This window comes from Thalassospira sp. CH_XMU1448-2 (genome assembly GCF_037027285.1).
Lineage (GTDB): Bacteria > Pseudomonadota > Alphaproteobacteria > Rhodospirillales > Thalassospiraceae > Thalassospira > Thalassospira profundimaris_C.
This window is the reverse complement of record NZ_JAYMEA010000006.1, coordinates 216,265-238,716: the sequence shown is the minus strand read 5'-3', so window position 1 is coordinate 238,716 and position 22,452 is coordinate 216,265. Positions and strand designations below refer to the sequence as shown.

Genomic DNA, 22,452 nt, shown 5'->3' with positions numbered 1-22,452 from the left:
AGCCATTGTATAAATAACGATGATGTGCCTGCGGCTGGTCATGACAATGCCTTTGGATTGCGAATAGAGGGTGAAGGTGATTTCAAAAGATCAACAATCGAACGGCATACATTGGCCCAGTCAAACCGTTCGCGCGCCTTGAGCGGTGCGACGGGATCGGTTGTCAGTGCCTTTTGCAATGCAGCCGGGATTTCTTGTTCGGTGTGATAAACATGAACATTGGGCAAATCGTAGAACGGTGTATTGGCAGGGCAATCGGGGATCACAACATGCCGTCCGGCCACCAGTGCTTCGGCGGTTGTCGTACACAGGACTTCGGACAGCGACGGATTGAAAAAGACGCGGTAATTGGCAATCGGTTCCCACGGGCTAAAGGCCGGGCCCTTGAACTGTACAGGCGCATTGATCTTCTTCGCCCGAGCTTCCATTTCGCCCTGATGGGGGCCTTCGCCATAGATGTCTATTGGCAGATCAAGCGTGCGGGCTGTGTCGATGACAATATCAAGTGCCTTTTCCCACACCAGCCGCCCCATGAAATAGACACCCTGATTGTCGGCCGGAACATCGGGAACGGTTTTGAAGGCATCGAGTACGCCGGTAACCTGCTGGCGGGCAATCGGGTGATTAAGGTTTTCAAGATCAACTGCTGGCGAAAGCGGCGCGATAATGTCGGTATGTTTACGCATCAATTGTTTGTTGCGCGCTTCAACCAGTTTGGCAAACAGGGCGCGATCAGGGCGACCGGGACGCCGGATGTAAAATCCGTAATTGGTCATGACGATGCCCAGAATCTTTTTCGCTGCGATCTTTGAGCGTGCGCTAACTACGGGTAGCCAGCCAAAATGTTCGGGTTCCTCAATAACGTAATAGTCAGCAGCAGGAAGTGCCTTAAAGGGATCTTCAGTAATGAAGATACTATAGGCTGCTTTGGAAAAGACGCCCTTAAAGAAGAAAATGGCTGGCAAGGCCGGGACATTCATATGTTCTGCTTCTTTGCGGACCCAGTCTTCCTGCTCTTGCGGGGATTTGAAAAGTTCCTTTCCCCACAGTTTAATCTGGGATTTCCGGTCGAGCCATGGCAGGCCCAGAGCCGTTTTATGCCCCAATTGCGCGAACCCGCCGGCATGCCAGACTGAAAATATAGAGGGTCCGGTTCGCCAGGGAAGAGCTGCTGTCGATAAAACGATGATATCGAACGGATGCTCTTTATTTGTTGCTGGCGCGATCTGGGGTGATGTCAAAAGATTTAATTACCGGATTTAATTAGAGATTAAACGTGAGGTTGCAATGGACAATAAATCTATTTTGTGATTTTCTGCAAGGGGTTAGGGGAATTACATTTGTGAATTTTTATTTCATTTTTAATTGGCGCATGAACAGTCATGATTGATAAAAAATTCTTCGCCGTGAGCCCGGGGATTTACTTTCGTGATTTGTTGATCGCGATGGCAATGTTTCTGGGGGGGCTCATTTGTGCGATTCAGGCAAGCGGTGTTCTGTTTGTCGCGGGGTATCTGTTATGTGTCATTGGCCTGCATCGCGCAGGCATTTTTGGTCATGAACTGGCGCATCGCCCCAACAGCAAGCCATTGCGTGTGTTTTACTGGTTCTGGCATGTAACAATCGGCTGCATCATCATGGTGCCGTCTGCCCGGTTTTCCCAGCCGCATAAAATTCATCATCAGACCGGAACGTTCAGAACCGAGAAAGACCCGCAATATTTGCTGGTGCGCAGTGACCCCAAACTTGCGGTTTTTGTCTTGCTGGTTCTGCCTTTTGCCACCCCGCTTTATGTTGTGTTTCAAACAATTATTACCAGTATTGGCGGGATGCAGCTTGAAGAACGGATTGATCGGTTTTCGCAAAAGCATCTGAATTTCTCGACCAGTACCCCGGTCCCAGACGCCAAGAAGAACGAAGTCGTCTGGTTATCGCGTCTTTCATTGCTGTATCTGATCGCGCTGGTCTGGTTGCTGCCACAGTTTGTCGGGTTTGTTTATGCGGTCCTTGTTGGTGCCTGGTTGCTAATCGTGCTGCGTATTCCGTTGGAGCACGAACTGGAAATCCACGCCGAAACGTCATCTCCTGATGATCAGATGTATGACAGTTTCACCGTTGAATCTCCGATTGCCGTGATCATTCAGCCTATCGGTTTTCGCTATCACACGGCCCACCACATGTATCCGGGCGTGCCGTACCACAATTTGCCAGCCCTTCATCAACATCTGAAGGCAACAATACCCGCCTACAATAATTCGGTTGTTTCATCGTATTGGGAACTCATCAAAGGTCCGAAATACCAGAAGAAGCAATTTCAGGAACAAGAGCAGAAGGTTTAAAGGGAAATACAATGAAGAATGCCATTCAGGAAATTGCCAAGGCAATGCATCACACCGACCCGGAAAGCAGCTTTGCTGTGCGCTTTTGGGATGATGATGTGTTTCAGATTGGCGATAAGCCGGCATTTACGCTTTGGTTCAAGGAGAAAGAGGCTGCGTCAAAAACACTGGCTGATGGTTTCCTGGGCTTTGGCGAAGCCTATATGACCGGAATGCTCGATGTTGAAGGGGACATGCAGCTTCTGTTCAAGCTCGGTTTCAGGGTTGGCTATACCGAATACAAAATGTCATGGAAGGCCAAGCTGAACATCCTTGTGCAGTATTTCCTTAATCAGAATACGCTTAAGGGGTCGAAGAAAAACATCAGCCATCACTATGATGTCGGTAACGATTTCTACGAGCGGCTGCTGGGCCCGACGATGGCCTATACCTGTGCCTATTACAAAGATCCGAACAACACCCTCGAAGAAGCCCAGACCAACAAGTTTGATCTTGTCTGCCGCAAACTGCGTTTGCAGGAAGGCGAAACGATTGCCGATCTCGGGTGTGGCTGGGGTGGGTTTTTGATTTATGCAGCCCAGAATTACGGCATTACCGGTGTGGGCGTTACCGTGTCTCGTGAACAGGTCGAATATGCCAATCGCAGAATTGCATCACTCGGTTTGCAGGATAAAATCCGTGTCGAGTTGAAAGATTACCGCGATGTCGAAGGCGTCTTTGACAAGGTGGTGTCTATTGGCATGCTCGAACATGTCGGGCTTAAGTTCCTGCCGGTGTTTTTCGACAAGGTAAAACAAATCCTGAAACCCGGATCACTGGGGTTGATCCATTTGGTGGGTAATGACGAGCTTCACAAAGCTGATCCCTGGACGGACAAATACATTTTCCCGGGGGCACAGGTTCTTGATATTACAAACATTATTGGCGGCATCTGCAAAAAGAAAATGAACGTCATCGACGTTGATAATTTGCGGATGAACTATGAACTGACCCTGTTCCACTGGCTTGATAACTTCAACGCAAATATTGACTGGATCCGCGAACATTATGACGAAGAGTTCGCGCGTCGCTATTACCTGTATTTCCAAGTCAGTGCGGCGTCATTCCGGTATGGTGAAAACCGGTTGTTCCATGTTCTGTTCTCGAACGGGCTGAAGAACGACATGCCGCTGACCCGCGAATATATGTATCAGTAAACCGACAAATACGAATACCGAACCGGGAATTCAGTCATTCCCGGTTCGGTGATGCCGGTGCCAGTTCAGGGCTGTCTTGATGATATTGTCGAGCGAACTTTGAGTTGGCGACCAGTTCAGATGCTGCTTCGCCCGTTCTGCCGAAGCATAAAGGGCGGGGACATCGCCGGGGCTTCGCGTGGCGATGGCATGCGGGACTTCTTTTCCGCTCAGCCGTTTGACAGTATCAAGGATGTCCTTGATGGATGTTCCATTTCCGGTTCCGAGATTGAACGCGTCTGACGCGCCGCCATTTTCAAGATAGGTCATGGCATTGACATGTGCGGTCGCCAGATCGTTGACATGGACGTAATCACGGATCGCGGTGCCATCGGGCGTGTCAAAATCATTGCCAAATATCTGCAAGGCGGGTGCTTTGCCCAAGGCCGCCTGAATGGTCAGCGGAATGATGTGGGTTTCGGGCGTGTGATCTTCGCCAATTTCAAGGTCCGGGTCTGCGCCAGCCGCATTGAAATAACGCAAGGCAACCCATTTCAAGTCAGACGCTTTTCCAAGGTCATGCAAGGCTTGTTCAACAAACAGTTTTGAACGCCCATATGGCGATTGCGGTTCTTTTTCCGTGCTTTCATCAATTGGAAGTGACTTGCAATCCCCATATACCGCGCAGGTCGAAGAAACGACGATATGATGGACGCCATGACACTGCATCGCATCGAGAAGACGCAGTGAGCCAACGCAGTTATTCACATAATACTTCATGGGATCGGCGACAGATTCCCGCACATAGGCGCTGGCGGCAAGATGCATGACCATATCGGGACGATGCTTCATGAAGGCATCATTCAGGTCATTGGCGTTGGTAATATCCCCCTGATGCAAAGGCCCCCATTTGACAAAGCTTTTGTGCCCGGTGCTCAGATTGTCAAAGGCAATCGGGATATGACCATGGGTATGCAATGCCTTGCAAACATGACTCCCGATATATCCGGCGCCACCTGTAACCAGGACTTTTTTTTGTAAACTCATGTGCTCGTTTTCTAACCTTGCCAGCGATTTCTTGCGACATTGCGGGTTAAAGGGATTGGGGCGACGGGGGCTTTCCGGGCGATGGCTTACATCTGAGCGTACTTTTCCAGTTTCGAGACAAAATGATATTGGCGGTCAAAAAGATGTCCGATGACACCCGGCCAATATCGAAGCGGATGGACTTTTGCCTTTTCCACAAGACCTGCGCGGTCAAATGCCGACTGCCACTGTGCTGATGACAGGAAATTATAGGGCAACGGGACCCCTGTTCCGGCATTTCCCAGCCAGTCGAGAACAGTCAAAGTGCGATGGTCCCATTTGCTGTCAGCGATATGATCTTTGACAATGACCCACTTGCGCGCGACGCGTCTGGCTTCTTGAAGGATCGCTGTCGGGTTATCGGTATGGTGAAGCATGTCAATGCACAGAACCGCATCAAAAGAATCATCTGCAAACGGGATTGTCGTTCCGTCATAGACTGAGACGGGAATGGCGCAATCGGGCTGTACAACAACATCGACGCCGGTGATTTGACGTTTGCCGTTATTCTGTTTCAGTCTTTTTGCCAGCTGACCGTGACCACATCCCATATCAAGAATGGACAAGGGAGCGTGTGCGAGGACCTGCTCGATAGCCGCAACAATCCCGTTCTGACGCGGTTGGTCTGCCCACTTGACGAAGGACCTGATCATATAAGGTTATAACCCTGTTAAAACTGCGAACCGGCTTTGGTTCGTATCCGCTGGCACCGCGCAAGGTTCTCTGTATGAGCTGACCAAACCAGGATGACCCGTTTAGCGGTTTTCACGAAGAACCAAACTCTGACGATTATCGGTTAAATAATTGTAACGGAATAGTTTAATTGTGTTTGACCGTCAGGAAAGTAAAGAACTTTCCTGTGAACAAGTCACAAGCAGTTTTGCCAAGCGAGTTCTGATCCTCAAAAAGCAAAGCAAGGCGGGCTTGTTCAATGCCCCACCTTGCATGTTCTCGGATCAGTTCCGTGTCAGGTACATCGGCCCGCCCTTGTGACGCGGGAAGCCATAACCGTTGACCATCACAACATCGATGGCATCCGGGCTGCGGGCGACGCCTTCCGCCACGATTTTGTCGCCTTCGTTGCGCATGGCGGTAAGGATGGTATGGATGATTTCGTCATGGCTGAAGCTGCGTCGCGTGATGCCCTTTTTCTCTGACTCGGCGATCACAAGGGTATCGACTTCCGGGGCCGGCTGCGCCTTGCCGGTTTCGTCATAGCGATACCAGCCAAGACCGTTCTTTTTGCCAAACCGGCCCATCTCGCAGAGATAATCGCCAAGTGCGACATAGCGTTCGGCCGGATCGCGGAAGGGCGCAAGACGCTTGCGTGTGGCCCAGGAAATCTCAAGTCCTGCCATATCCTGCATGGCAAACAGACCCATCGGAAAACCGAACTCGACCATTGCGTCGTCAATCTGATGAGGAAGGGCACCATCTTCGAGCATATATTCGCAATGCTTGCGATAGGCCGACATGATGCGATTGCCGATAAAACCGTCACACACACCACAAGGCACCGCAATCTTGCCAAGTGCACGGCCAAAGGCAAAAGCTGTTGCAAGGCTTTTGGCATTTGCCTTGTCTGTATGCACAACTTCAAGCAGCTTCATGATATGGGCTGGCGAGAAGAAATGAAGGCCAATGACCCGGCCAGGATTGACGCATTTTGCCGCAATCTCGTTGATATCAAGATAGGACGTGTTCGAGGCCAGAACCGCATCAGCCTTGCAATGCAAAGACAGTTTTCCAAACACATCATGTTTGACATTCATGTCTTCGAAAACAGCTTCAACCACAAGATCGGCATTGCGAAGGGCAGCGTAATCGGTGCTGGTTGAAAACGCGGCCAATAACTGATCAAAGCGATCCTGCGTGATCAGCCCGCGCTTTACACTCCCCGATAAATGCTTTTCGACCGTGGCGCGCCCGTTTGCGCACGCTTCATCGTTACGCTCGATGATCGTTACATTAAAGCCAGCCAGAAGGGATGCTGTTGCAATGCCCGCTCCCATGATGCCGCCGCCAATGACACCGACTTCGCGGATAGTATTTGGTGCAACACCATCAATCTCGGGAAGCTTCCCGACGGAACGTTCGGCAAAGAAGATATGGCGCAGGGCCTTTGATTGGTCGCTGTCGCGCAGCTCAACGAACTTTTGGCGCTCGAACGTCAGTCCGGTTTGGGCATCCTCATCAATCCCGGTGCGGATTGCGTCGATTGCAACAACAGGTGCGACTTGACCTCGGGCTTTCTTGATGGTTGTGGTCGTGATGCTATCCCATTCATCTGCGGACGGTGCTTTGACAGGCTCCCTTGCGATCAATGGCACCGGAAGATCAAGCTTCTGGATTGTCTGGGCGAAATCCTTTGCTGCATCAAGAAGCGCACCATGGCAAATCGCATCAATCAGGCCAATTTCGTTGGCCTTGGTGCTTGAAACGGGTTTCCCAGACGTGATCATGCTGATGGCGTCATGCACCGGAACAAGCCTTGGCAGGCGCACGGTCCCGCCTGCACCGGGGATCAGGCCGAGATTGACTTCCGGAAGGCCAAGCTTGGCGGATTTGTCGGCAATCCGGTAATGACATCCCAGCGCCACCTCAAGCCCGCCGCCCAGTGCATGACCATGAATTGCTGCGATTACGGGTTTGGTCGATGCTTCAAGACATTTGATCACATTTGGCAGGATCGGGGCCTTGGGCGGTTGTCCGAATTCTGAGACATCCGCCCCGGCGATGAAAGTCTTGCCCGCACAGATCAGGATCGCAACATTGATGACTGGGTCGGCATCGATCTGATCAAGGGCATCAACAATACCTTCACGTACAGAATGACTGGTGGCGTTGATCGGCGGGTTATTGATCATGATAACGCCAATATGGCCTTCACGGGTCAGGGTGACGGTACTCATATCAGTTACCCTCGCCACAGATCGGAGTCAGAAGGCAAGCCGTCAGATCAGATTCAGGATCGGCAAGATCGGCGATCACATCGAAATGATGTTTATCCGGCGCATGTACCGAACGTGTCGATGCGCCAAGCCCGGTCCATATATTGGCAAGAAGATCGTTCTGACGGACAAATTCCGGACGTTCGTTTGCCCCGACCCAGCAGGTGATCGAACAGGGAAGTGCCGGTTTGAGAAGAGCGGCACTTTCGGTTGTGGCTTCTTCTTCATCCAGGCCCAGAACATCATTCATCGACGTGTTCAAAAGTGGGCGCAAATCATGCAGGCCCGAAATCGATACTGTGTTTTCAACACGCGCAAGAACGGGCGGCGCCAAAGGTGAGGTATTCGATACCATCCGGCTGACAAGATGCCCGCCCGCCGAATGGCCGGTCAGATGAATGGGGCCGGAAATGCGTGCTGCGACATGATTGATGGCCGATGCAACCTGTCGGGTGATCTGCGACAAACGGGCATCAGGGGCAAGGGTATAACTTGGCAGGCAAACAGCCCAGCCTTTGGCAACCGCACCATTTGCAAGATGCGACCAGCTTGATTTGTCAAACGCCTTCCAGTAGCCGCCATGGACAAATACGACCAAGCCCTTGGGCGTTCCATGGGGCAGGAACAGGTCATATTTTTCGCGCTCTGCGGTGCCATAGGCGATATCAAGTTCGGCTCGACCATCGGCGATCAGGGCATCACGAAACCGGGATGACTGTTCTGCCCACATGCCCGGAAAGGATCCGGCATTGGCAATGTGGTCACCATTGGCATAGGCATCATCCCAGTCGGTAATCATGTGAATTCATCCCTGATCGTTTGGTGTAGTGGCACGTGTCGCCCGGATCCTACAGGCGCGCACAATTCGTTTACAGGCCAAATTCTAGGCAAATCCGAAGATATTTCAAACTTAAAATATTTGTACTTGAAATAAAATAAAACGAGGCGTACCGTTTTATCAGTTTCCCGAAACAACCAAACAAATCAGGAAGGGAAAAGCTGGTGAGAGTAGCTTGTCTGGGTGGTGGTCCTGCGGGACTGTATTTTGCAATCTCGATGAAATTGCGCGATCCGGCCAATGAGGTCGTGGTGATCGAGCGCAACAAGCCCGACGACACGTTCGGCTGGGGCGTGGTGCTGTCTGACGAGACTCTCGACAACCTTGCGGCCAATGATGCCAAAAGTGCCGAGGCCATTCGCGCCAACTTTTCCTATTGGGATGACGTTGCGGTTCAATATCGCGGTGAAAAGACCCTTTCGACCGGTCACGGTTTCTGCGGCATTGGCCGTAAAAAGCTTCTGATCCTGCTTCAGCAGCGTGCCCGCGAACTTGGCGTCGACCTGCGTTTCGAGACCGAGGCCGAAAGTGCGGCAACCTACGCCAAGCAATATGATCTTGTCGTTGCCTGCGATGGTTTGAATTCGAAAACCCGCACCGAATTTTCTGATCAGTTCCAGCCCGACATCGATACGCGTAAATGCAAATTTGTCTGGCTGGGCACTCATCAGAAATTTGATGATGCCTTTACCTTCATCTTCGAGCAGACCGACAAGGGCTGGGTTTGGGCGCACGCCTATCAGTTTGATGATGAAACCGCGACCTTCATTGTCGAATGTTCGCAAGAAACGTGGGACGCATACGGCTTTGGCGAGATGTCCAAGGAAGACTCGATCGCAACCTGCGAGGCGATTTTCAAGGATCATCTGGGCGGCCATCCCCTGATGAGCAACGCCCACCATATTCGTGGGTCTGCATGGCTAAGCTTCCCGCGTGTGCTTTGCAAAAGCTGGTCACATGAAAATATCGTTTTGATGGGGGATGCTGCGGCAACTGCGCATTTCTCCATCGGATCGGGCAGCAAGCTTGCCCTTGAAAGTGCCATTGCGCTGGCAAACTATCTGCATTCCGAGCCGGACCTGAAATCAGCCTTTGCCAAGTATGAGGATGAACGTCGCCTTGAAGTTCTGCGTTTGCAGTCGGCGGCACGCAACTCCATGGAATGGTTTGAGGAGATCGAACGCTACTTCGATTTCGATCCGGTCCAGTTCACCTATTCGCTTTTGACCAGATCACAGCGCATCAGTCACGAGAACTTGCGTATGCGCGATGCCAAGTGGCTTGAAAGTGCCGAAGGCTGGTTCCAGCGCAAGGCAGGATTGCCCGCATCAGAACCGGTGCGTCATCCGATGTTCGTGCCCTTCAGGCTGCGTGATATGGAACTTAAAAACCGTATCGTTGTCTCGCCAATGGCGCAGTACAAGGCGGTTGATGGCTGTCCGACCGACTGGCACCTGATCCATTACGCGGAACGCGCCAAAGGCGGGGCGGGACTTGTTTACACCGAAATGACCTGCGTCTCGCCCGAAGGGCGGATTACGCCGTGTTGTCCGGGCGTTTATGATGATGCCCATGAAGCGGCATGGAAGCGGATCACTGATTTCGTTCATGCCGAAACGGATGCCAAAATCTGCATGCAGATTGGTCATTCCGGACGCAAGGGGTCGACCCAGCTTGGCTGGGAAGAAATGGATGCCCCGCTAAAAGACGGTAACTGGCCGCTTTTGTCGGCTTCTGCCATTGCCTGGTCGGACCGCAATGCGGTGCCAAAGGCCATGACGCGCGAAGACATGGATTTGGTTCGTGATCAGTTCGTCGCATCGACCAGGATGGCGGATCGTGCCGGGTTTGACATGATCGAGGTTCATGCCGCCCATGGGTATCTTCTGTCATCCTTCATCAGCCCGGTCAGCAATAGCCGCGCTGATGAATATGGCGGATCGCTTGAAAACCGGATGCGTTACCCGCTTGAAGTCATTAATGCCGTTCGTGCGGCATGGCCTGCCAACAAGCCGATGTCGGTACGTATTTCGGCCAATGACTGGATTGGTGATGCTGGCGTAACACCAGAAGAGGCGGTTGAAATCGCCCGTATCCTTCAGGCCAATGACGTTGATATCTGTGACGTGTCCGCCGGTCAGACGACCAAAGATGCCCGTCCGGTCTATGGACGCATGTTCCAGACCCCGTTCTCGGACCGTATCCGCAACGAAGCCAAAATGGCGACCATGGCGGTTGGCAATATTTACGAACCCGATCACGTCAATTCGATCCTGATGGCAGGACGTGCGGACCTTGTCTGTCTGGCCCGTCCGCATCTGGCTGATCCATATTGGACGCTGCATCAGGCGGCCAATCTTGGCAATCGCACCGAAAACTGGCCGGCTCCCTATTATGCCGGACGTGACCAGATGTGGCGTTTGGCTGAGCGCGCCGATGTCATGACCGGAAAGGTGTAAGTCGTGATGGGTGATCTTGCCATTCAGCGTGCATTGATTACCGGCGGCGGGTCGGGTGTCGGGGCCGTCATGGCCCGAATGCTGGCCGATGCCGGGGTCAAGGTTGCTGTCTCTGGCCGTCGGGTCGATGTACTTGACGCGGTCGCCCATCATGAAAATATCACGGCAATTGCCGCCGATGTGACCGATGAAGCATCGGTGCGCAACATGTTTGCCACCATGGTCGATACCATCGGCGCACCTGATCTGGTGATTGCCAATGCCGGTATGGCCGAAAGCGCACCGATTGGTAAAACGTCCGTCGATCTGTGGCGACGGACAATTGATGTCAATCTGACCGGTACTTTCCTGACCTTCCGCGAAGGACTGGCTGTAATGGACAAGACCAAGCCGGGCCGCTTGATTTCGATTGCGTCCACAGCCGGTCTTAAGGGGTATGCCTATGTCACCGCTTACTGCGCGGCGAAACACGGCGTTGTCGGGCTGATCAAGGGCATGGCGGTTGAACTCGCCAACAGTCCGATCACAGTCAATGCGGTTTGCCCAGGCTTTATGGAAACACCGATGCTTGAAAAGTCGGTGGAAAATATCGTTGCAAAAACCGGCATGAGCCATGATCAGGCACGCGCAAGTCTTGCAAAAATCAATCCGCAGAACCGCTTTATCCAGCCAGACGAAGTCGCAAATACCGTCATGTGGCTGTGCAGTGCCAATGCGCGATCAATCACCGGCCAGACAATTTCCGTGTCGGGAGGAGAAGCATGAACATGGATAATTCCCAGGGCCTTGCCGGACAGGGCGGAAATGAAACGTCCGATCTTTCCAAGGCACGCCTGCGGGCATGGCTTCAGATCCTGAAAGTATCGCGCAAGATCGAAGGCGAACTTCGCGAAAAAATGCGCGTCGAGTTCGGATCGACCCTGCCGCGTTTCGACGTTCTTGCGGCCCTTTATCGCGAACGCGACGGCATGCGCATGAGCGAACTTTCCAAATCGCTGATGGTGTCAAACGGCAATGTCACGGGCATCGTTGATCGACTGGTCTCCGAAGGACTGGTTGTCCGTTTGCCGGTTGAAAATGATCGACGCGCATCCATCGTGCGCCTGACCGAAGCGGGCGAAAAGGATTTCGCCGAGCGCGCACTGGTTCATGAAAGCTGGGTATCTGATCTGTTTTCCGATCTTTCGTCATCGGATGCCGATGCCCTTATTCGAATTCTTCGCACCATCTCCCACCATAACGAGGCGCCCCACCATGACTAAGATGGCCAACATCAAGCCGACCCATTTCAATTGGCGGATGGAGGGGGGCGTTGCGGTCATTTCACTGGATCGTCCGGATCGTAAAAATCCGCTGACCTTTGAAAGCTATGCCGAGCTTCGCGATACCTTCCGCGATCTGGTTTATGCCGATGATATCAAGGCCGTGGTGTTCGGATCGAACGGTGGCAATTTCTGCTCTGGCGGGGATGTGCATGACATTATCGGTCCGCTGATCGACAAGGACATGAAGGGACTTCTGGAATTCACCCGCATGACCGGTGATCTGGTCAAGGCGATCATCGCCTGTGGCAAGCCGGTGATTGCGGCGGTGGATGGCGTTTGTGTGGGTGCGGGGGCAATCATTGCCATGGCATCCGACCTTCGTCTGGCAACGTCTGCTTCCAAAACCGCGTTCCTGTTTACCCGTGTTGGTCTTGCCGGTTGTGACATGGGCGCATGTGCAATCCTGCCACGTATCATCGGTCAGGGCCGGGCGGCCGAACTTCTTTATACCGGACGTTCGATGTCAGCCGAGGAAGGTGAACGCTGGGGCTTCTATAACCGTCTGGTCGAGGCTGATATTCTTGAGGCCGAAGCAATTGCGCTTGCAACCCGCATTTCCCAAGGCCCGAATTTCGGTCACATGATGACCAAAACCATGCTGGCCCAGGAATGGAACATGTCGATTGAACAGGCCATCGAGGCCGAAGCTCAGGCGCAGGCCATCTGCATGCAGACCGAGGACTTCAATCGTGCCTACAAGGCCTTTGTCGCCAAGGAAAAACCGGTGTTTGAGGGTAACTGATGGCGGATACATCCTACCTTGACTGGCCGTTTTTCGAAGATCGTCACCGTGAACTGGCGACCCGTCTTGATGCATGGGCAAGCGCCACTCTGAACAATATTGATCACAGTGACGTCGATGCAGCATGCCGCGATCTCGTCGCGCGTCTGGCCGACGGTGCGTGGCTTCGCCATGCCGCGATTGATCATACCGATCCGAATTCAAAATTGGATGTCAGATCACTTTGCCTGATCCGCGAGACACTTGCGCGCTATGACGGGCTGGCCGACTTTGCATTTGCAATGCAGGGGCTGGGGAGTGGCGCGATCTCTTTGTTCGGTTCTGATGCCACCCGGGGGGAGTGGCTTCCAAAAGTACGTACCGGCAAAGGGATCGCTGCCTTCGCCCTGACCGAACCGCAATCAGGATCGGATGTTGCCAATATCGCGCTTGATGCAAAGCGCGATGGCGACGCGTTTGTCCTGAATGGTGAGAAAACCTGGATCTCCAATGGCGGCATAGCCGATTTCTATTGCGTGTTTGCGCGGACCGGCGAAGCTCCGGGCGCAAAGGGGCTTTCGGCATTTGTAATCCCGGCCAATATTCCGGGGTTCGAGATTGCCGAACGTCTGCACACCATTGCCCCGCACCCGCTTGCTCGGTTGAAATTCACTGATTGCCGTATTCCGGCTTCAAGCCTGATTGGCAAGGGTGGGGACGGTTTCAAGATTGCCATGTCGGTTCTTGATGTCTTCCGTTCGACCGTGGCGGCAGCTGCCCTTGGCTTTGCCCGTCGTGCCCTTGATGAAACCATCAAGCGTGTTCAGGAACGCGAACTGTTTGGTGCACCGTTATTTGATCTTCAGATGGTGCAAGGGCATGTGGCGGATATGGCACTTGATATAGATGCCAGCGCACTTCTGGTCTATCGCGCCGCATGGCTCAAAGACAGCGGGGCTGCGCGCGTCAGTCGCGAAGCCGCGATGGCAAAACTTTATTCAACCGATCATGCACAAACCGTCATTGATAAGGCGGTGCAAATTCATGGCGGCGATGGTGTGCGCAGCGGCCACATCGTTGAATCGCTATACCGGGAAATTCGCGCCCTTCGCATTTATGAAGGCGCGTCTGACGTCCAGAAAATAATCATCGCACGGCAAACGCTGGCGCAATAATGGCTGTATCAGGGACTTCACAATGCTCGGACCAACCGCACATACCGATAGCTTCACACGGGACAAGCTCCCGCCGCTCAATGAATGGCCGGAAATCAATCTGGATGGGTTCGACTATCCTGAATATCTGAATGCCGGTGTCGAGCTGACCGACAAAATGGTCGAACAGGGTTTCGGGGATAATACCGCCCTGATCGGAAATGGTCGCCAGCGAACCTACAAGGAACTGGCTGACTGGACCAACCGTATTGCCCATGCGCTGGTCGAAGATTATGGCATCAAGCCGGGTAATCGCGTTCTGATCCGTTCGGCCAATAATCCGGCAATGGTGGCCTGCTGGTTGGCCGCGACCAAGGCCGGTGCGGTTGTGGTCAATACCATGCCGATGCTGCGTGCGGGTGAACTGGGCCAGATCGTTGACAAGGCCGAAATCGAATTTGCGCTTTGCGATACCCGTCTGATGGATGAACTGGTTGCCTGTGCGAAGGACAGCAAGTTCTTGAAAAAGGTCATCGGCTTTGATGGGACCGCCAATCACGACGCCGAACTTGATCGCATTGCCCTGACCAAATCGGTCAAATTCGAGGCGGTCAAAACCGGGCGTGATGATGTTGCACTGCTTGGCTTTACATCGGGCACTACCGGGAGCCCCAAGGCCACCATGCATTTTCACCGTGATCTTCTGATCATTGCCGATGGTTATGCCAAGGAAGTCCTGAACGTTACACCAGACGACGTATTTGTCGGCTCCCCGCCGCTTGCCTTTACCTTCGGGCTTGGTGGTCTTGCGATCTTCCCGCTGCGTTTCGGGGCAACAGCGACGCTGCTTGAAAAAGCATCCCCGCCCAACATGATCGAAATCATTGAAACCTATAAGGCAACGGTCTGTTTTACCGCGCCGACGGCTTATCGAGTGATGCTTTCGGCCATGGAAGACGGTGCTGATCTGTCATCGCTGCGCGCGGCTGTTTCTGCCGGTGAAACCCTTCCAGCCCCGGTGTATGAGGCATGGATGGCCAAAACCGGCAAACCGATGCTTGATGGCATTGGCGCGACCGAGATGCTCCATATCTTTATTTCCAACCGTTTTGGAGACAGCCACCCGGCCTGTACCGGCCGTCCGGTGCACGGGTACGAAGCCAAGATCGTTGATCATGACATGAACGAAGTACCGGTAGGCACGGTTGGCCGTCTTGCGGTGCGGGGCCCGACGGGCTGTCGTTACCTTGATGATGTTCGTCAGGCGGTCTATGTGCGCGATGGCTGGAACCTGACCGGGGATGCGTTCTTTGTTGATGAAAATGGCTACTACCATTTTGCCGCGCGCAATGACGATATGATTGTCTCGTCGGGCTATAACATTGCCGGACCAGAGGTCGAAGCTGCCTTGCTATCCCATGAAGCGGTGGCCGAATGCGCGGTGATCGGTGCCCCTGACGAAGATCGTGGCACCATCGTTCAGGCCCATATCGTGTTGGCGGATGGTTTCCACCCGACACCCGAGATGGCCAAACAGCTTCAGGATCATGTAAAAGCGACGATCGCGCCGTTCAAATATCCGCGCTCCGTTGTCTTTATCGAGACATTGCCCAAAACCGCGACTGGAAAAATCCAGCGCTTCAGACTTAAACAGGAAATGTCTGCATGACCGACTTTGCCGCCACCAAATCCCTGTTCCATATTCCCGAAGGTATCATTTACCTTGACGGGAACTCGCTTGGCATGCTGCCGAAAACGGCGGCTAACCGTGCCAAGGAGATGATTGAAAAGGAATGGGGGGAAATGCTTATCCGGGGCTGGAACGAAGCCAAATGGATGGAGCAACCCGAACGTGTCGGCAATCTTGTCGCCCGTTTGATCGGGGCGGCACCCGGTACGGTGGTGATGGGCGACACCCTGTCGATCAAGGTTTATCAGGCGCTGGCAAGTGCGCTTGAAATGCGCCCGGATCGCAAGGTTGTTGTCTCGGACAACGGCAATTTCCCGACCGATCTTTATATGGCGGATGGCCTGATCAAAAGTCTTGATAAGGGCCATGTCCTTAAAACGCCAAATCCCGAAGATGTCGAAAGCCTGATCAATGAAGATCTGGCAGTGTTGATGTTGACCCAGGTGGATTACCGCACGGGCCGCATGCATGACATGAAACGCATCACTGAACTGGCGCATGCGGCTGGTGCATTGGTGATCTGGGATCTGGCCCATTCGGCGGGTGCGGTTCCGGTTGATCTGGCCGGTTGCAATGCAGATTTCGCGGTGGGTTGCACTTACAAATATCTGAATGGTGGCCCCGGCGCACCGGCCTTTATCTATGTCCGCCCGGATCATGCCAAGGTTGCGCGCCCGGCACTTTCAGGCTGGCTTGGCCATGCCGCACCCTTTGCCTTTGATCCGGACTACACCCCGGCACCGGATATCTCGCGCATGCGTGTTGGTACACCGCCCGTGATCCAGATGACCGTTCTCGAAGAAGCAATGAAGGCGTGGGACGGTATTGAAATGTCCGATATCCGTGCGCGCAGCATCGAGCTTTGCGAACAGTTCATCGCAGGTGTCGAGGCATCCTGTCCGATGCTTGAACTGGCAAGCCCGCGTGATGCGGAACGCCGTGGATCACAGGTGTCGTTCAAGTTCGATCAGGGTTATGCAGTGATGCAGGCCCTGATTGCGCGCGGTGTGATTGGTGATTTCCGAGCACCTGACGTCATCCGTTTTGGCTTTACCCCGCTTTATATCGACAATGCAGATGTCGATGGTGCGGTCAAAATCCTTGCTGAGATCATGGAAACAAAGGCTTGGGACAAGCCGGAGTTTCATAAACGCAATGCGGTGACCTGATCATGGTAAAGCCAACCAAACCTTATGATCCCAGTACCGAAGGTGCCCGGACGGATTTTTCCGATCAGATGTCTTATGGCGATTATCTGTCACTTGATGCGATCCTGACGGCCCAGCATCCGCACTCTGATGCCCATGATGAATTGCTGTTCATCATTCAGCATCAGACGTCCGAATTGTGGATGAAGCTTGCGATCCGCGAAATCGGTGCGGCCCGCAACGCCATCCGGGGTGGCGATCTGCGCCCGGCCTTCAAGATGCTTGCGCGTGTTTCACGTATTTTCGAACAGCTCAATAATGCATGGGATGTTTTGCGCACGATGACGCCAAGCGATTACACGACATTTCGTGATGCGCTTGGCCCGTCATCCGGGTTCCAGTCCTATCAGTATCGCCAGATCGAATTCATGCTGGGCAATCGCAATCACGCCATGTTGCGTCCACATGCGCATCGTGAAGACATTCTGGAAATGCTCAAGACCGAACTGGCAACACCCAGCCTGTATGACGAGGCCCTCAACCTTGTCGCGGCCGAGGGAATTGAGCTTCCCGATCACATCCTGAACCGCGATGTATCGGCACCCTATACCCCGGACGATGCAGTGATTGCTGCCTGGCACAAGGTTTACAGCGACCCGGCGAAACACTGGTCGCTTTATGAGCTGGCTGAAAAGCTGGTCGATTTCGAAGATTACTTCCGGCGGTGGCGCTTTAACCACGTGACCACGGTCGAACGCGTGATTGGCTTTAAACGCGGGACCGGTGGAACGGGTGGGGTTAGTTACCTCAAGAAAATGCTGGAAGTAGAACTGTTTCCGGAACTCTGGCGAGTAAGAACCACGCTTTGAGGATGGACGGACCCGATGCAAATACTGCAAAATCAGGGGCAGGCATCAGGTTCACAAGAACCACGACGCAAAAAGACATAAATGTCGTGGGATCAACGTGTTGCTAAAAAACTGAATGTATTAACACGGAGGCTTAAATGAAGGGTATGAAGACAACCATTGCAGCTGTTGCTGCTTTGCTTGTGGCCGGTGCAGCGCAGGCTGATCCGGTAAAGGTCGGTATGATCACCACGCTTTCGGGCGGTGGTGCCGGTCTTGGTATTGATGCGCGTGACGGCTTCATGCTGGCTGTCAAACAGGCCAACAATCCGGAACTCACGGTCGTGATCGAAGATGATCAGCGCAAGCCGGACGTTGCTGTTCAGCTGGCCGATAAAATGATCCAGCAGGAAAAGGTTGATGTCCTGACCGGTATTATCTGGTCGAACCTTGCGATGGCGGTTGTTCCGTCCGCTGTTGCACAGGAAAAGCTGTATCTGTCGGTTAACGCCGCACCGTCGCAGCTGGCGGGCAAGGGCTGCAACGCAAACTATTTCAGCGTTTCCTATCAGAACGATAACCTGCATGAAGCAGCCGGCGGTTATGCGTCGAGTGCCGGTTATGAAAAGGCCTTCATTCTTGCGCCGAACTATCCGGCGGGCAAAGATTCCCTTGCCGGTTTCAAACGTTTCTTCATGGGTGACATCGCCGAAGAAGTTTATACCAAGCTTGGCCAGACCGACTATGCTGCTGAAATCGCACAGATCCGCGCATCGGGTGCAGACAGCGTCTTCTTCTTCCTGCCGGGCGGCATGGGCATCGCGTTCATGAAACAGTATGCACAGTCCGGTGTTGATATTCCGCTGATCGGCCCGGCATTCTCGATGGATCAAGGCATCCTTGGTGCGGTTGGCGACGAAGCAATCGGTTTCAAGAACACCTCGAACTGGTCGAAAGACATCGACAATCCCACCAACAAGGCATTCGTTGAAACCTTCCAGGCTGAATATGGTCGTCTGCCGTCGCTTTATGCGTCCTATGGCTTTGACACTGCCAACCTTTTGCTGTCGGCAATGGGCAAGGCAAGCATTTCCGACAAGGAAGCGTTCCGTGACGCGCTGCGTGCTGCTGACTTCAACTCGGTTCGTGGCAAGTTCGTCTTTGGTCCGAACCAGCACCCGATTCAGGACATCTATGTTCGTGAAGTCGTTAAAGAAGGCGACGTTCTGACCAACAAGATCGTTGGTATTGCGCTTTCTGACCATGCCGATGCCTATGCATCGGAATGCTCGATGTAATCACGCGCTGACAAGACGGTGGGGGCCGGTTCCGGTCAATGAGATCGGCCCCCGACCACCTTGTGACGGAGTTTCCAATAATGTTCTCTCTTTTCCTGGAGCAGCTGTTAAACAGCCTTCAGTCGGGATTGATGTTGTTTCTGATGGCATCCGGACTGACGCTTGTTTTCGGTGTGATGGGTCTTATTAACCTTGCCCACGGCTCGCTCTATATGGTCGGTGCATTTGCCTGTGCTGCTGTTGCGGCCTGGACCGGTTCATTCTGGCTTGGTCTTGTTGCCAGCCTGATGGCTGCTGCCCTTGCCGGTGTGCTGGTCGAGATGTTTATTATTCGCCGCTTGTATAACCGTGATCACCTTGATCAGGTTCTGGCGACTTTTGCCCTTATTTTGGTTTTTTCAGAAGGCACCCGCTGGATTTTCGGTTCCTTCCCGCTTTTCCTGAGCGTTCCCGATATTTTGACGGGAACGGTCATTCTGCCCGGCGCGCTTGAATATCCGATTTTCCGGTTGGCGATCATTATTGCCGGGCTTCTGGTTGCGGTGGGTCTGTTCCTTTTGATTGGCAAGACCCGCCTTGGCGTGCGCATTCGCGCGGGTGAAGCCGACCGTGGCATGATCGCGGCCCTTGGTGTGAATATCGACCGGCTTTATACGGTGGTGTTTGCTCTTGGCGCTGCCCTTGCCGGGCTTGCCGGTGCCTTTGTCGGCACCACCCAGTCTGTTCAGGTTGGCATGGGCGAGCCGGTTCTTATTCTGGCCTTCGTTGTCATCGTGATTGGCGGGATCGGCTCGATCAAGGGTGCGCTTATCGGATCGCTTCTGGTCGGGTTTACCGACACGATGGGACGTTTCCTTCTGCCGCACGCCTTTGCGACCTTCCTTGATCCGTCCAGTGCGACCGCCATCGGGTCGGCACTTGCATCCATGTTGATTTATATCGTGATGGCGCTGGTTCTGTTCCTGCGTCCAAGCGGTTTGTTCGGGACGGAAGCCTGATATGACCATGAACCGCGAAACTCTTATTAACACTATTCTTGCCGTCGCCTTTGTGGCCGTGCCGGTCATTGCGATGGGGATGAATGAACCTTTCATCATTACCCTTGCGACCAAGGTTGCGATTTTCGCAATGGCCGGTGTCGGCCTTAACCTTGTTCTTGGTTTTGGCGGACTTGTGTCCTTTGGTCATGCCGCATTCTTCGGCATTGGTGGTTATGCTGCCGGCATTCTTGCCAGCCATGCGCTGAACTATGAACCGATCATGGAAAGCCCGTTCCTGATCGAAGGCACCACCCAGATGATTGTCATCTGGATTGTGGCACTGATCGTTTCGGCACTTGTCGCGCTGGCCATCGGGGCGATTACGCTTCGGACCAGTGGTGTCTATTTCATTATGATCACGCTGGCCTTTGCACAGATGATCTATTACTTCGCCATTTCCTGGCCGGCTTATGGCGGGGAAGACGGATTGTCGATCTATGTCCGCAATGGCTTCCCGGGGCTCAATACCCTTGATCCGATCAGTTTCTTTGCGCTTTGTGCGGTGATGCTTGGCATTGTGATGCTGTTCTCGGCCATACTGATCCGCTCACGCTTTGGTCTTGCCCTTCAGGGCGCGCGTCAGAACCCGCAACGCATGACTGCCGTCGGGATCGCACCGTTCCGCATTCGTCTGGTTGCCTTTGTGATTTCGGCGATGATCACCGCCCTTGCCGGGGCGCTTTATGCGGATCTCAACCGCTTTGTCAGCCCGACCATGCTGTCCTGGCATATGTCTGGCGAGATCATGATCTTTGTCATTCTGGGCGGGGTCGGACGGTTGTTCGGTCCGCTGGCCGGTGCGGCACTTTATATCATCCTTGAACATCTTCTTGGCAGTGTCTGGGAATTCTGGCAGCTGCCGCTTGGTGTGTTGTTGCTGATCGTGGTGCTGTTTGCCCGCGGCGGTTTGGTCGGTGTTCTGGCCGGGGAGCGTAAACATGCCTGATGCCATTCTGTCGCTTTCACATATCACCAAGCAATTCGGATCGCTGCTTGCCAGTGACGACGTGACCCTTGATCTGCGCCCAGGTGAAATCCATGCCCTGATCGGCCCGAACGGGGCGGGGAAATCGACCCTGATCAAACAGATCGCAGGCGAGATCAAATCCGATAGTGGCGATATTCATTTCAATGGTCAGCAGATCAATGAACTTGATGCGGTTGCACGGTCGCGCATGGGACTGGCCAGAACGTTTCAGGTATCATCACTGATGCCGGAATTCTCGGTGCTGCAAAATGTGATGCTGGCGCGCCAGTCGGTCAGTGGAAAGGTATTTCGCTTTTTCCGTCCGGTTCTCGGTGACAAGTCGCTGGTCGAACCGGCCATGGCACAGCTTGAACGTGTTGGTCTTGCCAACCGTGCACAGATGCGTGCGGCTGATATTTCGCATGGCGAACGTCGCCAGCTTGAAATGGCGGTTGCCCTTGCCCTTGAACCCAAGGCGTTCCTTCTGGATGAGCCGATGGCAGGCATGGGGCCAGAGGGCTCCAAACGTCTGACCGGTTTCCTTGACAGTCTGCGCACGCAGGCCCCGATCCTTCTGGTCGAACATGACATGGATGCGGTCTTCGCACTCGCTGACCGGATTTCGGTTCTGGTTTATGGCCGAATCATCGCGACTGGCACAGTCGACGAAATCCGGGGCAACGAAGACGTCAAACGTGCCTATCTCGGGGAGGAAGCCTGATATGACCGCACTTCTCGAACTTAGTGGCGTGACTGCTTTTTACGGCGCATCGCAGGCCTTGTTTGGCATCGATCTGTCGCTGAATGAGGGCGAGGCCGTGGCACTGATGGGCCGCAACGGCATGGGAAAAACCACCACGATCAAGACCATCTGTCGCATGATGGAACATCGTGATGGTTTGATCCGCTTTGCCGGTCAGGATCTGGCAAGGATGCCATCGCACAAGGCAGCCCGTCTTGGTCTTGGGCTGGTGCCTGAAGGGCGCCGGTGTTTTGCGCGTCTGAGCGTTATGGAAAACCTGATTGCTGCGGCTCGTCCGGGTGAATGGGATTTTGACCGGGTTGCCGGACTTTTCCCGCGTCTTGCCGAACGCCGCGATCAAAAGGCCATGACCCTTTCGGGCGGTGAACAGCAGATGCTTGCCATCGGGCGCGCGCTTATGACCAATCCGCGTTTGCTGATCCTTGATGAAGCAACCGAAGGATTGGCACCCGTCGTTCGTCAGGAAATCTGGGCTGCGATCAATCAGCTTAAACAATCCGGTCTCACCATCCTTGTTGTTGATAAATCGCTTAAGGAACTTTCTGGTGTCGCGGATCGCTATGTCGTCGTGGAAAAGGGCGTTACGGCATGGACTGGTGCAGTGAACGAACTGACCGACGAGCTCGCCGACCGGTATCTGGGGGTCTGAT

General features: G+C 53.6%; 20 protein-coding genes. 15 read left to right on the top strand and 5 right to left on the bottom strand.

The features are described from left to right. Positions 1-38: 38 nt before the first annotated feature. Entirely contained in the window at positions 39-1,106 is a 1,068-nt protein-coding gene (locus WA318_RS19070; RefSeq protein WP_336083695.1) for a glycosyltransferase, read from the bottom strand. Between the two features lie 276 nt (positions 1,107-1,382). Between WA318_RS19070 and WA318_RS19065 the strand changes: the two genes are divergently transcribed. Both WA318_RS19065 and WA318_RS19060 read left to right on the top strand, forming a co-directional pair. Beyond that, on the top strand, positions 1,383-2,339 hold the full coding sequence (locus tag WA318_RS19065; protein WP_336083693.1) for a fatty acid desaturase family protein: 957 nt from the start codon (positions 1,383-1,385) through the stop codon (positions 2,337-2,339). 11 nt (positions 2,340-2,350) lie between these two features. Then, positions 2,351-3,535: a cyclopropane-fatty-acyl-phospholipid synthase family protein gene (locus WA318_RS19060; protein ID WP_336083691.1), complete on the top strand. Its 1,185-nt coding sequence runs from the start codon at positions 2,351-2,353 to the stop codon at positions 3,533-3,535. Positions 3,536-3,565: 30 nt separating this feature from the next. Here the strand turns inward: WA318_RS19060 and galE are convergent, their stop codons facing one another. From galE to WA318_RS19040, 4 genes are all read right to left on the bottom strand, one after another. Beyond that, entirely contained in the window at positions 3,566-4,561 is a 996-nt protein-coding gene (gene galE / locus WA318_RS19055; protein ID WP_336083689.1) for a UDP-glucose 4-epimerase GalE, read from the bottom strand. Positions 4,562-4,647: 86 nt separating this feature from the next. Beyond that, positions 4,648-5,253 carry a class I SAM-dependent methyltransferase gene (locus WA318_RS19050; protein ID WP_336083687.1) on the bottom strand — a complete coding sequence of 202 codons (606 nt, stop codon included), beginning with the start codon at positions 5,251-5,253 and terminating at the stop codon, positions 4,648-4,650. 303 nt (positions 5,254-5,556) lie between these two features. Then, entirely contained in the window at positions 5,557-7,512 is a 1,956-nt protein-coding gene (locus WA318_RS19045; protein ID WP_336083685.1) for a 3-hydroxyacyl-CoA dehydrogenase NAD-binding domain-containing protein, read from the bottom strand. A 1-nt stretch (position 7,513) separates the two neighbouring features. Then, positions 7,514-8,350, bottom strand: coding sequence for an alpha/beta hydrolase (locus WA318_RS19040; protein ID WP_336083683.1), 837 nt, complete (start codon positions 8,348-8,350; stop codon positions 7,514-7,516). 203 nt (positions 8,351-8,553) lie between these two features. On the opposite strand from WA318_RS19040, the gene WA318_RS19035 reads away from it, so the two are divergent. The 13 genes from WA318_RS19035 (at position 8,554) to WA318_RS18975 (ending at position 22,451) form a co-directional block, all read left to right on the top strand. Further along, positions 8,554-10,848: a bifunctional salicylyl-CoA 5-hydroxylase/oxidoreductase gene (locus tag WA318_RS19035; RefSeq protein WP_336083681.1), complete on the top strand. Its 2,295-nt coding sequence runs from the start codon at positions 8,554-8,556 to the stop codon at positions 10,846-10,848. Between the two features lie 6 nt (positions 10,849-10,854). After that, positions 10,855-11,613 (top strand): SDR family NAD(P)-dependent oxidoreductase, encoded by a 759-nt coding sequence (locus WA318_RS19030; RefSeq protein ID WP_336083679.1) that lies wholly within the window; start codon positions 10,855-10,857, stop codon positions 11,611-11,613. Positions 11,614-11,615: 2 nt separating this feature from the next. Further along, entirely contained in the window at positions 11,616-12,110 is a 495-nt protein-coding gene (locus WA318_RS19025) for a MarR family winged helix-turn-helix transcriptional regulator (protein ID WP_336083677.1), read from the top strand. After that, positions 12,103-12,915, top strand: coding sequence for an enoyl-CoA hydratase family protein (locus WA318_RS19020; protein WP_336083674.1), 813 nt, complete (start codon positions 12,103-12,105; stop codon positions 12,913-12,915). The genes WA318_RS19025 and WA318_RS19020 overlap by 8 nt, the downstream gene beginning before the upstream one ends. After that, positions 12,915-14,069, top strand: coding sequence for an acyl-CoA dehydrogenase family protein (locus tag WA318_RS19015; protein ID WP_114099968.1), 1,155 nt, complete (start codon positions 12,915-12,917; stop codon positions 14,067-14,069). Before WA318_RS19020 ends, WA318_RS19015 begins: the two co-directional genes overlap by 1 nt. Positions 14,070-14,091: 22 nt before the next feature. After that, the gene (locus WA318_RS19010) at positions 14,092-15,717 is read left to right on the top strand and encodes an AMP-binding protein (RefSeq protein WP_336083672.1); all 1,626 of its coding nucleotides are present in this window, start codon (positions 14,092-14,094) and stop codon (positions 15,715-15,717) included. Beyond that, positions 15,714-16,907, top strand: coding sequence for a kynureninase (gene kynU / locus WA318_RS19005; protein ID WP_336083670.1), 1,194 nt, complete (start codon positions 15,714-15,716; stop codon positions 16,905-16,907). Before WA318_RS19010 ends, kynU begins: the two co-directional genes overlap by 4 nt. 2 nt (positions 16,908-16,909) lie before the next feature. After that, entirely contained in the window at positions 16,910-17,755 is an 846-nt protein-coding gene (gene kynA, locus WA318_RS19000; protein WP_336083668.1) for a tryptophan 2,3-dioxygenase, read from the top strand. Between the two features lie 137 nt (positions 17,756-17,892). Next, positions 17,893-19,032, top strand: a complete 1,140-nt coding sequence (locus tag WA318_RS18995) for an ABC transporter substrate-binding protein (RefSeq protein ID WP_336083666.1) — start codon at positions 17,893-17,895, stop codon at positions 19,030-19,032. 80 nt (positions 19,033-19,112) lie between these two features. Next, on the top strand, positions 19,113-20,030 hold the full coding sequence (locus tag WA318_RS18990; protein WP_181850419.1) for a branched-chain amino acid ABC transporter permease: 918 nt from the start codon (positions 19,113-19,115) through the stop codon (positions 20,028-20,030). 1 nt (position 20,031) lies between these two features. Further along, positions 20,032-21,018, top strand: a complete 987-nt coding sequence (locus WA318_RS18985; RefSeq protein WP_114099963.1) for a branched-chain amino acid ABC transporter permease — start codon at positions 20,032-20,034, stop codon at positions 21,016-21,018. Next, positions 21,011-21,760 carry an ABC transporter ATP-binding protein gene (locus WA318_RS18980; protein ID WP_336083663.1) on the top strand — a complete coding sequence of 250 codons (750 nt, stop codon included), beginning with the start codon at positions 21,011-21,013 and terminating at the stop codon, positions 21,758-21,760. Before WA318_RS18985 ends, WA318_RS18980 begins: the two co-directional genes overlap by 8 nt. A 1-nt stretch (position 21,761) precedes the next feature. After that, the gene (locus tag WA318_RS18975; RefSeq protein ID WP_114099961.1) at positions 21,762-22,451 is read left to right on the top strand and encodes an ABC transporter ATP-binding protein; all 690 of its coding nucleotides are present in this window, start codon (positions 21,762-21,764) and stop codon (positions 22,449-22,451) included. The last annotated feature ends 1 nt before the right edge of the window (position 22,452 follow it).

Coding starts and splice junctions, on each gene's coding strand:
- WA318_RS19065 (WP_336083693.1), top strand. CDS start 1,383: ATGATTGATAAAAAATTCTTCGCCGTGAGCCCGGGGATTTACTTTCGT.
- WA318_RS19060 (WP_336083691.1), top strand. CDS start 2,351: ATGAAGAATGCCATTCAGGAAATTGCCAAGGCAATGCATCACACCGAC.
- galE (WP_336083689.1), bottom strand. CDS start 4,561: ATGAGTTTACAAAAAAAAGTCCTGGTTACAGGTGGCGCCGGATATATC.
- WA318_RS19050 (WP_336083687.1), bottom strand. CDS start 5,253: ATGATCAGGTCCTTCGTCAAGTGGGCAGACCAACCGCGTCAGAACGGG.
- WA318_RS19045 (WP_336083685.1), bottom strand. CDS start 7,512: ATGAGTACCGTCACCCTGACCCGTGAAGGCCATATTGGCGTTATCATG.
- WA318_RS19040 (WP_336083683.1), bottom strand. CDS start 8,350: ATGATTACCGACTGGGATGATGCCTATGCCAATGGTGACCACATTGCC.
- WA318_RS19030 (WP_336083679.1), top strand. CDS start 10,855: ATGGGTGATCTTGCCATTCAGCGTGCATTGATTACCGGCGGCGGGTCG.
- WA318_RS19025 (WP_336083677.1), top strand. CDS start 11,616: ATGGATAATTCCCAGGGCCTTGCCGGACAGGGCGGAAATGAAACGTCC.
- WA318_RS19020 (WP_336083674.1), top strand. CDS start 12,103: ATGACTAAGATGGCCAACATCAAGCCGACCCATTTCAATTGGCGGATG.
- WA318_RS19015 (WP_114099968.1), top strand. CDS start 12,915: ATGGCGGATACATCCTACCTTGACTGGCCGTTTTTCGAAGATCGTCAC.
- WA318_RS19010 (WP_336083672.1), top strand. CDS start 14,092: ATGCTCGGACCAACCGCACATACCGATAGCTTCACACGGGACAAGCTC.
- kynU (WP_336083670.1), top strand. CDS start 15,714: ATGACCGACTTTGCCGCCACCAAATCCCTGTTCCATATTCCCGAAGGT.
- kynA (WP_336083668.1), top strand. CDS start 16,910: ATGGTAAAGCCAACCAAACCTTATGATCCCAGTACCGAAGGTGCCCGG.
- WA318_RS18995 (WP_336083666.1), top strand. CDS start 17,893: ATGAAGGGTATGAAGACAACCATTGCAGCTGTTGCTGCTTTGCTTGTG.
- WA318_RS18990 (WP_181850419.1), top strand. CDS start 19,113: ATGTTCTCTCTTTTCCTGGAGCAGCTGTTAAACAGCCTTCAGTCGGGA.
- WA318_RS18985 (WP_114099963.1), top strand. CDS start 20,032: ATGACCATGAACCGCGAAACTCTTATTAACACTATTCTTGCCGTCGCC.
- WA318_RS18980 (WP_336083663.1), top strand. CDS start 21,011: ATGCCTGATGCCATTCTGTCGCTTTCACATATCACCAAGCAATTCGGA.
- WA318_RS18975 (WP_114099961.1), top strand. CDS start 21,762: ATGACCGCACTTCTCGAACTTAGTGGCGTGACTGCTTTTTACGGCGCA.